The sequence below is a fragment of the Roseomonas sp. OT10 genome, assembly GCF_020991085.1.
GTDB lineage: Bacteria > Pseudomonadota > Alphaproteobacteria > Acetobacterales > Acetobacteraceae > Roseomonas > Roseomonas cutis.
Genome location: NZ_CP087720.1, coordinates 175,345 through 189,657 on the forward strand (window position 1 = coordinate 175,345; position 14,313 = coordinate 189,657).

Here is a 14,313-nt window from a genome sequence, read left to right on the forward strand (position 1 = left end):
GGCCGGATCTGGTCGTCGCTGGTGACGCCGGAGGAGAGGAGCCGTTCGTCATGGAGGTCAGCACCGTCGGCCTCGACCTCGGGAAGCGCGTCTTCCAGTCCATGGACTGGATGCGGCGGGTCGGCTGATGGTCCGCCACAAGCTGCAACGAGGGCAGGTGGTCGGGTTCTTCGCAGGCCTGCCGCCTTGCCAGGTGGGCATGGAGGCCCTATGCGACCGCGCAGCACCGGGCATGCCAGATCCGGACGCTCGGGCACGAGGTGCAACTCATCCCACTCGCCTACGTCAAACCCTATGCGCGTCGGAGCAAGATCGATACCGCGGACGCGGCGACGATCTGCGAGGCAGCCTGCCGTCCGAGCATGCGCTTTGTGCCGGTGAAGTTTGAGGAGCAGCAGACCGCCCTGCTGCACCACAGGGTGTGGGATCTCCTCGTCCGGCAGCGGACAATGCTGATCAATGCGTCGGGCAGTCACCTCGCTGAGTTCGGCATCATCGCGCCGGCCGGGACGCCATCGTGTCGGTGACTTGGTGGTGCTGATCCAGGAGGAGGCAGAGACCGGCGGATGCTCTGTTGAAACCTTTTTGGCGGCTGGGCGCTGGGGAAGGCATCTGAGGTTTCGGTGCGAGGTCATCGATGCGCGGGATGACGAAATCGGCGGTGCGGGTCGCACGTGAGGCCCTGGCCGTCGGGCGACGAAGCTTTCCAGCCTATGGGAGCCGGACTTCCCGCCACGACTTCACCCAAGCCCAACTCTTCGCGCTCCTGGTGCTGCGCCAGTTCCTGCAGACCGACTAGCGTGGGCTGGTGACCCTGGTGGCCGAGTGGCAGGAGTTACGAAAGGCCTTGGGCCTCAGGAAGGTGCCACACTATTCCACCCTGGCCTATGCGGCACGCCGTCTCCTGGTGGAGGCAGAAAACGTATGGCCCGCCCCATCGGCAAGCGGTTTCTGAGATCTGCCGCAGGCAGTCTGCATCAACGTATCCGGTCTCAGGGTCGAGCCCTGGCCAAGATGGAGATCCGCGCGTCCCAGGCCTCATAAAGGGGCCGGCATCAGGTGCCATTTTTCGCCATAGGCTTGTGGGACACCGGTTGACTGTCAGGCCATCTCACGTCCACCACCCGCAGACCTCCTCCAGCCCCTGACGCCGGGTGCGCGTCACGGGCCGATCTTGTTTCTACGCTGCCGCGGGCCGCATGGCAGCGAACTCCGACCTGTTCCGCAGCAAGGCCCAGGCGATGCGCGCCATCTTTGCCGCAAGTGCGACCACGACCGTGTTGCCGTGGGCCCGGGCGAGGAGACCTCGCAGCCAACCACCCAGCGGGGTCGCGGTGCGTGACAGCGACGGCATGGCCGATCGCGCGCCCTGGATCAGGAGCTTGCGTAGGTACTTGCTCCCGCGCTTGGTGATGCCCAGCAGCTTCGGTTTGCCTCCGGTGGTCGCCTGCCGCGGCACGAGGCCGAGCCAAGCCGCGAGGTCGCGGCCGCGCCCAAAGGTCTCGCCGCTGCCGACGGCGGCCACCAGCGCCGTCGCGTTCAGCACGCCGATGCCCGGGATCGTCGCCAGGCGCCGGGCCGCAGGATCGTTGCGGGCCATCCCCGCGAACTCCTCGTCGAACGAGGCGATGCGCTCGTCGAGCTGCTGCCACTGCTCCGCCATGTCCTCTAGGAGCCGCCCCACCCTGGCGCTCATGACCGGGACGTCCGCCGTGGCCAGCTCAGCAAGGGCATCCCGGAGCTTGCGTGTCCCCTGCGGGACGGTGATGCCGCGCTCGAGCAGGATGCTGCGCATCTGGTTCATCAGCGCGGTGCGCTGCCCCACCAAGCGATCGCGCGCCCGGTGCAGGATCTGCGCGTCGAGTTGCTCTTCGCTCTTGAGCGCCACAAACCGCATCGTTGGCCGGGTCGCAGCCTCAGCGATCGCCTCGGCATCCCGGTCGTCATTCTTCTGCGCCTTGACGTAGGGCCGCACGTACTCCGGTGACATCAGGCGCACCTCGTGGCCCTGGCCCGCCAGTTGCCGGCCCAGGTGGTGCGCCCCACAACACGCCTCCATCGCCACGATGCAGCCCGGCGCCTTGGCCGCGAAGGCTGCGATGCTCTCCCGCCGCATGCGCCGCCGGACCACCACCCGACCAGAGGCATCCAACCCTACCAGGCTGCAGCTGTTCTTGCCGAGGTCAATCCCGAGAACCTGAACGTCCATGCGCCGTCTCCCTTTCCGGTTGCCCCAGACAGGCTACGCGAAAGAGGGGCGGGCCATTCCATAAAGGGGGGCCTTCCACCATGCCTAGTTGGTCATCGTGGAGCGGGCCAGGTCTGTCGGCCTGATCGACGCCTCACCTGTCGCCGCGGTGGACGCGACTGGACTGGAAACACGGCATGTGAGTGAGCACTTCGGCAGACGACGCGGCAACGGTTCGGGCCATCGGCAGCGAGCCTGGCCAAAGCTCACCGCAGTTCTCCACATCCACTCTCATCTGATCATCGGCGCTGTCACTGGCGTCGGCCCCAGCCAGGACTCGCCCAACTTCGCACCCGCTCTGCGCCAAGCCACTGCGCTCGTAACTCTGAGCATGGTTCTGGCCGATGCGGGCTACGACGCTGAGCACAACCATCGTCTCTGCCGCGATGAACTCGGCATCGGGCGCAGCATCATTGCCCTGAATCGGCGGAACACAGGGCGGCGTTGGCCGAAGACGCCCTACAGGCGAACCCTCCACAAGCACTTTCCCCGCGTTCTTTATCACCAGCGTTGGCACATCGAGAGCGGCTTCAGCCAGCATAAGCGCCGCCTAGGCTCAGCGCTGACCGCACGCGGAAATCAGGCTCAGCGGCGCGAACTCATCCTGCGCGTCCTCACCCATAACCTTATGATCCTCAGATCCCGGCCGGGAAGGTTTCAACAGAGTAGCTTTGGAACAGAAGCGCCGAGGAGGTGCGATGCACCGCGCCGCATTTCAATGTCATCATTGTAGCCTCTCGATTCGAATGGCGACCGAACCCGGGCGATCAAAGATCGAGACATCGCCCGTGACACGGCCGAGCACGATAATGCCGGGCGAGGGGACACGACCGTCACGGTAATAGATCACGAAGTGGTCGGAACTCCATAATCCCAGTGTGCCGGCCGCGAAGTCCCGCTGACGTTCAACCTCCGGCAGGGACCTGGGAAGATTGCCGGTCTTTTCCTGTCCAAGATGGTCATGCATATTGAACGATACAGGCAGCATGCCGACGAGCGAACGTGCGGCAACATTGTCGTTCAGTTCGGCCGTTACCTCGCCCCAATCGGATGCGATGAGGATGCGTTCCTGCGCCATGGCGGATCCCGTACAGACGAGAATGGCGGCAACTGCTACTCCCGTGACGGATTTCAGCATGTGAGCTCTCCAGCAGTGGCTGTGGGCGTTGCGAGGCGCAAGGTTTACGGCATGCGGACAAACGAAGCGGAAGTAGGTAGCCCCAGCCCCATCAAGGCACGGTCAGACCGCCGTCCACGGTGAAGGCCTGACCGACAACATAGCTCGCGCCCGCGCTGCACAGCCACAGCACGATCGAGGCAATCTCCTCGGGCTTGCCCGCACGACCAATGGGGATCCGCTTCACCATCTCGGCGTAGGCCTGGTCGTCACCTTCGACGACATCTCGAGCAATCTGCGTGTCGATCGTGCCCGGGTTCACGGCGTTCACGCGGATGCCGTGCTGGATGTATTCCAGGGCGGCCGTGCGCGTGAGGCCGACCACACCGTGCTTGGAAGCGATGTAGGCGCCGATGCCTGGGTTGCCAGTCAGGGCGCCGACCGAGGCGTTGTTGACGATCGCGCCGCTACCCTGGCGCTGCATTTGCCGCAGCTCGTGCTTCATGCAGCACCAGACGCCGCGCAGGTTGATCCCGATGACGCGGTCCCATTCCTCGCGAGTGCTGTCGGCTGTCGGAGCGACGTGGGCCATCGTCCCCGCATTGTTGAACGCGGCGTCGAGGCGGCCGAACTCTGCAACGGCGCGTTCCACCATGGCCGCCACCTGGCCGTCGTCACTGACATCGCACGAGACCGCGATCGCCTTGTGCCCGTCGGCGACCAGCTTCTGCGCTGCCCCCCTCACCGCGTCCTCCTTGAGGTCCGCGAGCACGACGGCAGCGCCAGCTTCAGCGAAGGCATTGGCAGTCGCGAGCCCCATGCCGGCACCGGCGCCGGTCACGAGGGCGACCCGTTCCCTGAAATCGTAGGTGGGGTTCATTTCAAACCTTGTGACGCTGTGGATTTGCGGGGGGGACTTTAAGGGGGGGCAGAGGCCATGCCGCTTCCCGGGGCTCTCGCGTGGAAGATCCTTGCGCCGCCGTTCGGCGCCCCGTCACTGGTGACGATGACCATGTCGCGGCTGCCTGGCCGGATGGCCATGCTGGTAACATGCAGGTTCCGTCCAGCATCGCGGCCGGGCAGCAGCACCTGACGGATCGGCAGACCCTCCCGGGAGAAAATCAGGATGCGCCCTTGTCCGTAGAGCGCGACGTAGACACGGCCCTCGCTGTCGACGCGCATCGAATCCGGTGCGGGACCGGTGAAGTGATAGGTGACTGCGGCGCCGAACGGCGCCACGGCGGTCGCGCCGACCAGGTCCAGGCGGTAAAGCCGCCCGAGCGCATACTCGCCAACCCAGAGCCGCTTGCCGTCCGGGCTGAGCGCAATTCCGTTGGCGACGGCGAGGTTGCGGACGATCGGCACCGGCGGTCCGCCGCCTGGAGGCACGTACCAGACGCCACCCGCGGGGTCGCCCACCGTGCCGCGGGCGTCCGTGAAGTAGAAGCCGCCCGCGGCATCAAAGATGAGGTCGTTCGGGAAGAAGCCGGCATCCTCGGGCAGGACCGTCCGCAAGCTGGTGCCGTCAGGTTCCATGGCGACGATCGCGCCGCCGCCCTTGCCGTTCCCGGCGGCGATGAAGATGCGTCCGTCGCGGGCGATGGCCATGCCGCCGGGCATCAGACCGTCCAGTTTCGATATGGAGGCTATCCTGCCGCTCCGGTCCAGGCGCAGCACACGCCCTCCCTGAACGTCCGAGAAGATTAGGCCGCCGGTCCGTTCGAACACAGGCCCTTCCAGATCCAGCTTCGCGCCAGGAACCGTGACCGGCCGATCGGCAAGAATGGTCGGCAGCGCGCGTTCCGCCGGTGGTACGGGCACCGCGCTCTCAGCCGCAGGCCCCAGGCGCTCCGCAGCTACGGCGGGCGGGCCGAGCGCGAGGCAGGCGGTCAGGAGCGCCGACCCGAGATAGCGGCCGCGCTCGGGCCTGCGCCTCCTCACGCCACGTTCGATCCTAGCTCGGCGAGGAGGGCGTCGTGCGTCAGCGGCCGGGAGAACATGGGAAAGTTCTTCTCCACGGCGGCCGCCTGCTCCTCGGGGCTGAGTGTGGCGGTGCAGTCGGTCAGCGTCACCACCCGGAAGCCGCGCTCGTAGGCCGAGCGCATGGTGGACTCCACGCAGCAGTTGGTGAGGAACCCACCGATCGCGAGGTCGGTGATCCTCCGCTGGCGCAGGATGAAATCGATGTTGGTGGAGGCGAAACAGTCCAGTCCCCGCTTGCCCTCCAGTACAATGTCACCCCCCTCTGGTGCCATCTCCTCAGAGCCTGATCCGAAATTAAGTTGAGTGGTATCAGCGGGTTAGCTTGACGCCAGCCCAGGTCATTGATTCAGGGGTTTTTGCGAAAACTTCCGGAGATCAACGATGTGGACCGATACCACTCGGGCGCAGTATGCCCGTGCGGAACTGGCTTTGCCAAGCGATTTGACCGATGCCGAATGGGCACTGCTGGAGCCGTTCTTTCCGCCAGCATCGCATGTGGGCCGCCCGCGCAAGTGGCCACTCAGGCGGATTGTCGAGGCGATCCTGTATCTGCTGCGTGGCGGCCTGCCGTGGCGGATGCTGCCGCCCTGCTTTCCGCCGGTCTCGACGGTGCGGCGCTGGTTCTACCTGTGGCGGGACAATAGGCTGTGGTTGTCATTGAACCATGCTCTGTTGCTGATCGCCCGTGAGGGGACGGGTCGCGAAGCCTCGCCCAGCGCCGGGGTAATCGACAGCCAAAGCGTCAAAACCACGGAAAGCGGCGGACCTCGGGGCTATGATGCGGGCAAGAAGACCAAGGGCCGCAAGCGCCACATCCTGACCGACACCGACGGCAATCTCGTCCATGCGGTAGTCCACACCGCCGACATCCAGGACCGTGACGGTGCGCCGCTGGTGCTGGCCGAGATCATCAAGCGCTTCCCGTGGCTGCGCCATGTCTTCGCCGATGGTGGATATGCTGGCGACAAGCTCAGGGACGCCCTCCGGCGGATCGGCAAATGGACCGTCGAGATCGTCAAACGGTCAGATGCCGCAAGAGGGTTTGTCGTCCTCCCGCGCCGTTGGGTTGTCGAACGCACACTGGCTTGGCTCAATCGGAACCGCCGCCTCGCCAAGGACTTCGAGCAGACCATCGCATCGGCTACCGCATGGCTCTTCATCGCCTCGATCCAGCTCTTCGCACGCCGCATCGCAAGGCCATGAAATCACGCCGGATAATTATGAATCAGACTCTCAGCGAAGGCGGCGCCCCAGCTTCCTTTGCGGAATGCCCCCACCTGCTTGATCCCAGCGAGGATGCCATAAGGCTCGGCCGGGATCTCGGGGTAGCCCGCCGCGAAGGCGATGGGCGCGTGCAGCACCGTCACGCCTAGCCGACGCGCCTCTTTGGCAACCGTCTGGGCATGGGCCAGCATGCCAGTCTCGGCCATCACCGCCTTGACGGCGTCGTGCTGGACGCCTCCCTCACTGACGAAGTCGTTCTGGAACTCGATCAGCAGGAGCGCGGTCGTGTCCGGCTTCATGGTCCGCTTTCCCTTCAGGTCACCGCCGGCAGGCGGTCGAGGTGCTTGTCGAGCGTGATCGGATAGTCACGCACCCGCACGCCGGTCGCGTTGTAGATGGCGTTCGCCACCGCCGCACCGACACCGCACAGGCCGAGCTCGCCCACGCCCTTGGCCTTCATCGGGTTGGCCTTGTCGTCGACCTCATCGAGGAACACGACGTCCTGATGCGGGATGTCGGCATGGACCGGCACCTCATAGGTCGCGAGGTCGTGGTTGACGAAGAAGCCGAGCCGCTTGTCGACCGCCAGCTCCTCCATCAGCGCGCTGCCCACGCCCATGGTCATCGCGCCGATCACCTGGGAGCGCGCAGACTTGGGATTGAGGATGCGGCCGGCCGCGCAGACCGCCAGCATCCGTCGCACCCGGGTGACGCCTGTATAGGCATCCACGCCCACCTCCACGAAGTGTGCGCCGAAGGTCGACAGCTGGTAGGTCTTGCTGAGGTCGCCGAACTCGATCCTGCCCTGCCCGGTCAGCTCGCCGGCGGCCGCAGCCTCCTTGAGCTCGACGGAGCGGTTGCCGCTGCGGACCTTGCCGTCCGCGAACACCATATCGGCCGAGTTGAAGCCGAGGCGCTGCGCCACGGCCTCGCGGAGCTTGACGCAGGCGGCATAGACGCCCGCGGTGGAGTTGGCCGCGCCGAACTGGCCGCCCGAGCCTGCCGAGACAGGGAAAGCGGAGTCGCCCAGCTTCACCACCACACGGTCAGTCGGTACGCCCATCATCTCGGCAGCGGTCTGCGCGATGATGGTGTAGGAGCCGGTGCCGATATCGGTCATGTCCGTCTCGACCGTGACCAAGCCGTCACGTCCCAGCCGCACGCGGGCACCCGAGGGCATGTCCATGTGGTTGCGGAAGGCCGAGGCCACGCCCAGGCCGACCAGCCAGCGCCCATCGCGCACCTGGCCCGGCTTGGCGTTGCGCCGCGCCCAGCCGAACCGGTCGGCGCCCTCGTGGAGGCAGCGGACCAGTTGTCGCTGCGAGAACCGGCGGTCCGGCTTCTCGGGATCGACCTGCGTGTCGTTCTTCACGCGGAAGTCGATGGGATCCATGCCGAGTTTCTCGGCCATCTCGTCGATCGCGATCTCGAGCGCCATCATACCCGGCGCCTCACCCGGCGCACGCATCGCATTGCCCTCGGGGAGGTTGAGCACGGCCAGGCGCATGGAGACCATCCGGTTCGCGCCGGCGTAGAGCAGCTTGGTCTGGTTGACCGCCGTCTCCGGCTGGCCATCCGGCTGGTCGCCCGAGCCGCTCTCGTGCGCGATGGCCGTGATGACGCCGTCCGGCGATGCCCCGATCCGGATGCGCTGCCGGGTCGCGGGACGGTGGGTCGTGTTGTTGGCCATGAGCGGGCGGGTCAGTGCCAGCTTGACCGGCCGGCCCGCCGCCTTCGCGCCCAGCGCCGCCAGCACCGCGTCAGCGCGGAGGAACAACTTGCCGCCGAAGCCGCCACCCACGTAGGGCGACATGAAGTGGACCTTCTCCTTGGGGATGCCGAGGGTGGTGGCGAGGTCCGTCCGGCCCCAGTCGATCATCTGGTTGGATGTCCAAACCGTCAGCTCGTCGCCCGTCCAGGCGGCAACGGACGCGAAGGGCTCCATCATCGCGTGGCTGTGGTCCGGGGTGGTGTACTCGGCGTCGAGCTTGACGGGCGCGGCGGCGAAGGCCTGCTCGAAGTTCCCGACCCGTTCGACCGGGGATGCGCCGCTGCCCTCGCCGCTCGTACCGCCGGTGAGTGGGGCGGTCTTCAGCGCATCGGCGAGATCGAACTGCCCTTCGGCACGGGCATAATCCACGTGGATCAGTGCCGCCGCCGCGCGTGCTTGCTCGAAGGTCTCGGCCACCACGACCGCGATCGCCTGGTGGTAGTGGTCCACCTCCGGACCGCCGAGCAGTTTGACCGTATTGTACTTGCCCTTGCCGAGCTTGCCCGCGTCCTGGGCAGTGACGACTGCCATCACGCCGGGCGCGGCCCTGGCCTTCGCCACATCCATCGAGCGGATCCGTCCCTTGGCGATCGCCGCGCCGACGACGAAGCCGTAGGCCGGGTTCGCGATCTCCCGGTGGTGCTCGTAGGCATAGGTGGCGGTACCCGTGGTCTTGGCCGGTCCGTCGATCCGGTCGAGTGGACTGCCGACCACGGCCATCTGGTCGATTGGGTTGGAGCCGGCGGGAGTGTCGAACTTCATGGGTTCAGCCCTTGGCTTCAGCGACGACGAAGGCCAGCGCGCGGGTGGCGAGCGGCAGTTTGAAGGCGTTGTCCGCCGTCGGCGTGGCACCCTGGAAAGCGCGTGCCGTCACGGCGGCGGCGCCTTGCGGCAGCAGCGCCTCGGCTTCCTCCACGCGCCACGGCTTGGGCGCCACGCCGCCGAAGGCGACCCGGCCGGTGCCGTCCGGCTGGATCACCGCCGCGACCGAGACCAGGGCGAAGGCGTAGGACGCACGGTCGCGCACCTTCTCGTAGAAATGCTTGCCGCCCAATGGCGGTGGCAGCGTGACCGCGGTGATGAGCTCGCCGGGGCGGAGCGTGGTGTCGTCCTGCGGCCTGTCGCCCCAAAGACGGTGGAAGTCGGCGATCGGGATGGACCGGCGCTGACCGTCCGCCCCCACCGTCTCGACCACGGCGTCCAGCACGCGCAGTGCCACCGCCATGTCGCCGGGGAAGGTGGCGATGCAGGACGAGCTGACGCCGATGACGCCGAGCTGGCGCGAGGAGCCGCCGATCGCCGCACATCCTGATCCAGGCTCACGCTTGTTGCACGGCATGTTGGTGTCATAGAAGTAGGCGCAGCGCGTGCGCTGCAGCAGGTTGCCCGCGGTGGACGCCTTGTTGCGCAGCTGCCCAGACGCGCCGGCCACGATGGAGCGGGTGAGCACAGCGTAGCTCTTCCGCACGCGCTCGTCGGCCGCGAGATTGGTGTTGGTGACCAGCGCCCCGATGCGCAGGCCGCCCTCGGGCGTGTCCTCGATCGTGTCGAAGCCGAGGTCCTGTACGTCGACCAGGTGCGCCGGCGTCTCCACCTCCAGTTTCATCAGGTCGAGCAGGTTGGTGCCACCGGCAATGAACCTGGCACCGGGCCGCCCGGCGACGACGCGGGCCGCCGCGACCGGGTCCTTGGCGCGCTCGTAGGTAAAGGCTTTCATGCACTCTCTCCCGCGACTTCGGCCATCGCCTCGGCGATGTTGGAGTAGGCGCCGCAGCGACAGATGTTGCCGCTCATGCGCTCGCGCATCTCGATGTTCGTGGCGCGAGGGGGCTGCGTGAGATCGGCCTGGACATGGCTGGGCACACCGCGCTTGATCTCGTCCAGCATCGCCACGGCCGAACAGATCTGACCGGGCGTGCAGTAGCCACATTGATAGCCGTCGTGCTTCACGAAAGCCGCCTGCATCGGGTGCAGGTGGTCAGGCGTGCCGAGCCCCTCGATCGTGGTGACTTTGTCGCCCTGATGCATGACTGCGAGGCTGAGGCAGGAGTTAATCCGCACCCCATCCACCATCACCGTGCAGGCGCCGCACTGGCCGTGGTCGCATCCCTTCTTGGTGCCGGTCAGGTGCAGGTGCTCCCGCAAGGCGTCGAGCAGCGTCGTGCGCGCATCCAGCATCAGCTCATGCCGCTGGCCATTTACCTCGAAGCTGACCGGGAGCGCTGCGGGTTCACCTTGCATGGACTGCCTCTCCTGAGCCTCGGCGGGGTTGACAACGGCCAGGACCGTGGAGGCAGCGCCCGCGGCGAGCACACCGCGACGCGTGATCTCCAATTCTGGTGTATCCGGCATGACCTTGGTTCCTTTCGTCGTCCAGCGCTGATGAAAAGGGTCGATCCAACTGACCACCGCGGAAAACACCGGGGCGCAATCCACTGTACCTAGTGTTCCATCTGCTCGATGGTTGCTGAGTCCGGATCATCGAAACGCTGAACGCTGTTCATCAATCCCATCGGCTGTGCATCTGGTCCTGATGTGGAGGCGCCTCATGTCAGGGGCCACCGCGTCGGACACGATCTCGCCACCAGCCGCCCCGAGGGTGATGACGGTTTGGACCATCACCACGATGACACTGCCGCCTGCTTCCGTTGCATTCGGCACCCGGCGCGAGGCCGTCTCCGCTCGGACGGGGGGGAACCTCCGAGGCAATGTCGCCAATCGGTCGCCAGGTGCACACAGCCATGACCGACACTCAACGCGCCGCGCGCTTTTCGTTGTCGACGGCGTATCGCAGCCACAGGCGAGCACCTTCGAGCAGGTTGTGGCTGGTGAGGGAGAGCCCGCTGATCGGCGCCGGGCCGCTACTGGTATCGCCGCCATCGAAGGTGGTCGGGGTGTCACGCCGAGCGTCGACCGCTGGTTCAAGAATCAGGCTGATCTCGTCGATCAGGCCAGCCCGTAGGAACGAACCGTTCATTCCACCCCCACCCTCGAGAAGGAGCCGCTCAATCCCGAGTTCACGCTGCAGCGCGCCGAGGAGTAGCGCCAGGTCGATCTCGGTCTTGCCGGCGAACACGTATCCCACCCCGTCCCCGTGCAGCCCGGCCAGGTGCGCGTCGGAGACCTGCTCGGTCAGGACGACCACGATCGGCTCACCATCCACATCTGCGCGACCCCATGCCACCTTGCCTTTGCCATCGACCATGATGGCGTAAGCTTTGGCGCCCTTACGCGGCAGCCACGGCTCGCGGGCGAAGGTTTCGGCCACCTCATTGGGGTACGCCTCGCGCCTGGCGAATTCCTGCGCCGTGACGCGACCCACGAGCCACGACCCGCCGCCCATCTCACGGTGCAGCCGGTCGTAGATGCCGGGATCGTGGACACCCGTCGGCGCCCAGCGGCGCGGCAGGATCTTACCGTCGAGGCTGCTGGTCATGTGGCAGATGACATGGGGCTTCGACATGCGGCGGGGTCCGACCTGAGTACAAACCTTCAACGCCCTGTTGATTTGCACTGAGAGCTGACCCGGGAAGGGTCAGAGTTTCCGCCGAGAAATGACCCGTGTCTGTTCACCTCCCCGACCGGCTGTTCGGGGTTATCGGAGTGATCGACATGGAGTTGTTGAGCGTAATCCGCCGGTGGCACTACCGGGATCGCATCCCGATCCGCGAGATCGAGCGGCGGACGGGCCTGTCGCGGAACACGATCCGCAAATACCTGCGGTCGAACACGGTTGAAGTGAAGTTCAAGGTTCCCGAGCGTCCGAGCCGCCTGGACCCGTTTGCCGACAAGCTCTCGGAATGGCTGAGGGTGGAGGCGGGCAAGGGCCGCAAGGGGCGCCGGACGGTGCGTCAGATCCACGCGGACCTGGTGTCCCTGGGTTATGGCGGATCCTACGGCCGGGTCGCAGCCTTCGTCCGGCGCTGGCAGGCGAGACGGGAGGTGGCGCAGCGGACCACCGGGCGCGGGGTGTTCGTACCGCTCGCCTTTCAGCCCGGCGAGGCGTTTCAGTTCGACTGGAGCGAGGACTGGGCGACGGTGGGCGGCAAGCGGCTCAAGCTGCAGGCCGCCCATACCAAGCTGTCCCACAGCCGAGCCTTCGTTATCCGGGCCTACAAACTGCAAACCCACGAGATGCTGTTCGACGCTCTGGCCGAGGCATTCCGGGTGCTGGGCGGGGTGCCGCGTCGCGGCATCTTCGACAACATGCGGACGGCCGTGGATCGCGTCGGCACGGGCAAGGTCCGGCAGGTCAACGCGCGGTTCCAGGCGATGGCCAGCCATTACCTGTTCGAGCCGACATTCTGCTCTCCGGCCTCAGGTTGGGAGAAAGGTCAGGTCGAGAAAAACGTCCAGGACGCCCGGCGGCAGATCTGGCAGGGCATGCCGCCGTTCGCGGATCTGTCCTCCCTTAACGCCTGGCTGGAGGCCCGCTGCATCGAGCGCTGGGGCGAACTGTCCCACGGGGTGCTGCCGGGCAGCGTCGCCGAGGTGCATGCCCGGGAGAGGGCGAGCCTGATGCCGATGGGACGGGCGTTCGACGGCTTCGTCGAGCACGCCAAGCGGGTGTCGCCGACCTGCCTCGTGCACTTCGAGAGCAACCGCTACAGCGTCCCCGCCTCGTTCGCCAACCGGCCGGTGAGCCTGCGGGTCTATCCCGACCGGCTCGTCGTGGCAGCCGAGGGACAGATCCTGTGCGAGCACGCCCGGATCGTCGAGCGCTCGCACGACGTCCCCAGCCGCACCGTCTACGACTGGCGGCACTACCTGGCGGTGATCCAGCGCAAGCCGGGAGCGCTGCGCAACGGCGCGCCCTTCGCCGAGATGCCGGAGGCATTCCGCAGGCTCCAGGCCCAGCTCCTCCGGCGGCCAGGAGGCGAGCGGGAGATGGTGGACATCCTCGCCCTGGTGCTGCAGCACGACGAGGGGGCCGTGCTCTGCGCCGTGGAACTGGCCCTCGAGGATGGCGTCGCCACCAAGACCCACATCCTCAACATCCTGCACCGCCTGACCGACGGCATGAGCACGGCCGCGGCGATCGATGCACCCCAGGCCCTCGCCCTGAACCAGGAGCCGAGGGCCGACACCGGCCGCTACGACGCGCTGCGGACCCGCGAGGTGCGCCATGCGTCATGATCCCGCCAGTGCCGCCCTCGTGGTCATGCTGCGCGGGCTCAAGATGTTCGGTATGGCCCAGGCAGTCACCGAGCTGGTGGAGCAGGGCGCGCCGGCGTTCGAGGCGGCGGTCCCCATCCTCTCCCAGTTGCTCAAGGCCGAGATGGCTGAACGCGAGGTGCGCTCGATCGCCTACCACATCAAGGTAGCCCGGTTCCCCGCCTACAAGGATCTGGCGAGCTTTGATTTCGCCGTGAGCGAGGTCAACGAGGCGACGGTCCGGCAGCTGCACCGGGGCGAGTTCACCGAGCGGGCCGACAACGTCGTGCTCATCGGCGGGCCAGGCACCGGCAAGACGCACCTCGCCACGGCCCTGGGCGTCCAGGCCATCGAGCATGGCCGCAAGAAGGTCCGGTTCTACTCCACCGTCGACCTGGTGAATGCGCTGGAGCAGGAAAAGACCGCGAACAAGGCCGGGCAGCTCGCCGACCGCCTGCTCCGTCTCGACCTCGTCATCCTCGACGAGCTCGGCTACCTGCCGTTCAGCTCCTCGGGCGGTGCGCTGCTGTTCCACCTGCTCAGCAAACTCTACGAGCGCACCAGCGTCGTGATCACCACCAACCTGAGTTTCAGCGAGTGGGGTGGCGTGTTCGGCGACGCCAAGATGACCACGGCCCTGCTCGACCGGCTCACCCACCACTGCCACATCCTGGAGACCGGCAACGACAGCTTCCGGTTCAGGAGCAGCTCGGCCGAGCCCAGGAACAGGAGGACCAAAACACCCGCTTGACCCACGACCAGAGCCCGCGGGACATATCTCTGCACGGGTCAGTTCTCGATGGAAACGTAGGGTCA

At 66.5% G+C, this 14,313-nt stretch carries 13 protein-coding genes and 2 pseudogenes; 5 read left to right on the forward strand and 10 right to left on the reverse strand.

From position 1 onward, the window contains the following. Positions 1-50: 50 nt before the first annotated feature. Positions 51-494 (forward strand): annotated as a pseudogene (locus LPC08_RS25125) (IS110 family transposase); the annotation flags it as partial. A 686-nt stretch (positions 495-1,180) separates the two neighbouring features. On the opposite strand, the gene LPC08_RS25130 reads toward LPC08_RS25125, so the two are convergent. Beyond that, entirely contained in the window at positions 1,181-2,209 is a 1,029-nt protein-coding gene (locus LPC08_RS25130; protein ID WP_230453177.1) for an IS110 family RNA-guided transposase, read from the reverse strand. Between the two features lie 178 nt (positions 2,210-2,387). Between LPC08_RS25130 and LPC08_RS25135 the strand changes: the two genes are divergently transcribed. Continuing rightward, complete coding sequence (locus LPC08_RS25135; protein ID WP_230453382.1) at positions 2,388-2,981, forward strand: transposase; 594 nt, start codon at positions 2,388-2,390, stop codon at positions 2,979-2,981. On the opposite strand, the gene LPC08_RS25140 is transcribed toward LPC08_RS25135, so the two are convergent. The 4 genes and pseudogenes from LPC08_RS25140 to LPC08_RS25155 all read right to left on the reverse strand — a co-directional run. Then, positions 2,973-3,386 carry a cyclophilin-like fold protein gene (locus LPC08_RS25140; RefSeq protein WP_230453178.1) on the reverse strand — a complete coding sequence of 138 codons (414 nt, stop codon included), beginning with the start codon at positions 3,384-3,386 and terminating at the stop codon, positions 2,973-2,975. The genes LPC08_RS25135 and LPC08_RS25140 overlap by 9 nt on opposite strands. A 91-nt stretch (positions 3,387-3,477) precedes the next feature. Continuing rightward, positions 3,478-4,245, reverse strand: a complete 768-nt coding sequence (locus LPC08_RS25145; RefSeq protein WP_230453179.1) for a glucose 1-dehydrogenase — start codon at positions 4,243-4,245, stop codon at positions 3,478-3,480. 38 nt (positions 4,246-4,283) lie between these two features. Continuing rightward, positions 4,284-5,210 carry an SMP-30/gluconolactonase/LRE family protein gene (locus LPC08_RS25150; RefSeq protein WP_502592171.1) on the reverse strand — a complete coding sequence of 309 codons (927 nt, stop codon included), beginning with the start codon at positions 5,208-5,210 and terminating at the stop codon, positions 4,284-4,286. A 92-nt stretch (positions 5,211-5,302) separates the two neighbouring features. Then, positions 5,303-5,626, reverse strand: a pseudogene (locus LPC08_RS25155) (cysteine hydrolase family protein); the annotation flags it as partial. A 103-nt stretch (positions 5,627-5,729) separates the two neighbouring features. Here LPC08_RS25155 and LPC08_RS25160 point away from each other — a divergent pair. Then, positions 5,730-6,551, forward strand: a complete 822-nt coding sequence (locus LPC08_RS25160; protein ID WP_230450819.1) for an IS5 family transposase — start codon at positions 5,730-5,732, stop codon at positions 6,549-6,551. A gap of 2 nt (positions 6,552-6,553) precedes the next feature. Here LPC08_RS25160 and LPC08_RS25165 read toward each other — a convergent pair whose 3' ends face one another. The 5 genes from LPC08_RS25165 to LPC08_RS25185 all read right to left on the reverse strand — a co-directional run bounded on the left by LPC08_RS25165 (position 6,554) and on the right by LPC08_RS25185 (position 11,806). Next, complete coding sequence (locus LPC08_RS25165; RefSeq protein WP_230453181.1) at positions 6,554-6,871, reverse strand: cysteine hydrolase family protein; 318 nt, start codon at positions 6,869-6,871, stop codon at positions 6,554-6,556. A gap of 14 nt (positions 6,872-6,885) precedes the next feature. After that, positions 6,886-9,105: an aldehyde oxidoreductase molybdenum-binding subunit PaoC gene (paoC, locus tag LPC08_RS25170; protein ID WP_230453182.1), complete on the reverse strand. Its 2,220-nt coding sequence runs from the start codon at positions 9,103-9,105 to the stop codon at positions 6,886-6,888. A 4-nt stretch (positions 9,106-9,109) separates the two neighbouring features. Continuing rightward, on the reverse strand, positions 9,110-10,060 hold the full coding sequence (locus LPC08_RS25175) for an FAD binding domain-containing protein (RefSeq protein WP_230453183.1): 951 nt from the start codon (positions 10,058-10,060) through the stop codon (positions 9,110-9,112). Next, on the reverse strand, positions 10,057-10,695 hold the full coding sequence (paoA, locus tag LPC08_RS25180; RefSeq protein WP_230453383.1) for an aldehyde dehydrogenase iron-sulfur subunit PaoA: 639 nt from the start codon (positions 10,693-10,695) through the stop codon (positions 10,057-10,059). The genes LPC08_RS25175 and paoA overlap by 4 nt, the downstream gene beginning before the upstream one ends. A gap of 400 nt (positions 10,696-11,095) precedes the next feature. Next, the gene (locus tag LPC08_RS25185; RefSeq protein WP_230453184.1) at positions 11,096-11,806 is read right to left on the reverse strand and encodes a dihydrofolate reductase family protein; all 711 of its coding nucleotides are present in this window, start codon (positions 11,804-11,806) and stop codon (positions 11,096-11,098) included. Positions 11,807-11,955: 149 nt separating this feature from the next. Between LPC08_RS25185 and istA the strand changes: the two genes are divergently transcribed. After that, positions 11,956-13,479 carry an IS21 family transposase gene (gene istA / locus LPC08_RS25190; RefSeq protein ID WP_230453384.1) on the forward strand — a complete coding sequence of 508 codons (1,524 nt, stop codon included), beginning with the start codon at positions 11,956-11,958 and terminating at the stop codon, positions 13,477-13,479. Next, complete coding sequence (gene istB, locus LPC08_RS25195) at positions 13,469-14,248, forward strand: IS21-like element helper ATPase IstB (protein WP_230453185.1); 780 nt, start codon at positions 13,469-13,471, stop codon at positions 14,246-14,248. Before istA ends, istB begins: the two co-directional genes overlap by 11 nt. Positions 14,249-14,313: the final 65 nt, after the last annotated feature.

Coding starts and splice junctions, on each gene's coding strand:
- paoA (WP_230453383.1), bottom strand. CDS start 10,695: ATGCCGGATACACCAGAATTGGAGATCACGCGTCGCGGTGTGCTCGCC.
- LPC08_RS25145 (WP_230453179.1), bottom strand. CDS start 4,245: ATGAACCCCACCTACGATTTCAGGGAACGGGTCGCCCTCGTGACCGGC.
- LPC08_RS25130 (WP_230453177.1), bottom strand. CDS start 2,209: ATGGACGTTCAGGTTCTCGGGATTGACCTCGGCAAGAACAGCTGCAGC.
- LPC08_RS25185 (WP_230453184.1), bottom strand. CDS start 11,806: ATGTCGAAGCCCCATGTCATCTGCCACATGACCAGCAGCCTCGACGGT.
- istA (WP_230453384.1), top strand. CDS start 11,956: ATGGAGTTGTTGAGCGTAATCCGCCGGTGGCACTACCGGGATCGCATC.
- paoC (WP_230453182.1), bottom strand. CDS start 9,105: ATGAAGTTCGACACTCCCGCCGGCTCCAACCCAATCGACCAGATGGCC.
- LPC08_RS25160 (WP_230450819.1), top strand. CDS start 5,730: ATGTGGACCGATACCACTCGGGCGCAGTATGCCCGTGCGGAACTGGCT.
- LPC08_RS25140 (WP_230453178.1), bottom strand. CDS start 3,386: ATGCTGAAATCCGTCACGGGAGTAGCAGTTGCCGCCATTCTCGTCTGT.
- LPC08_RS25175 (WP_230453183.1), bottom strand. CDS start 10,060: ATGAAAGCCTTTACCTACGAGCGCGCCAAGGACCCGGTCGCGGCGGCC.
- LPC08_RS25165 (WP_230453181.1), bottom strand. CDS start 6,871: ATGAAGCCGGACACGACCGCGCTCCTGCTGATCGAGTTCCAGAACGAC.
- istB (WP_230453185.1), top strand. CDS start 13,469: ATGCGTCATGATCCCGCCAGTGCCGCCCTCGTGGTCATGCTGCGCGGG.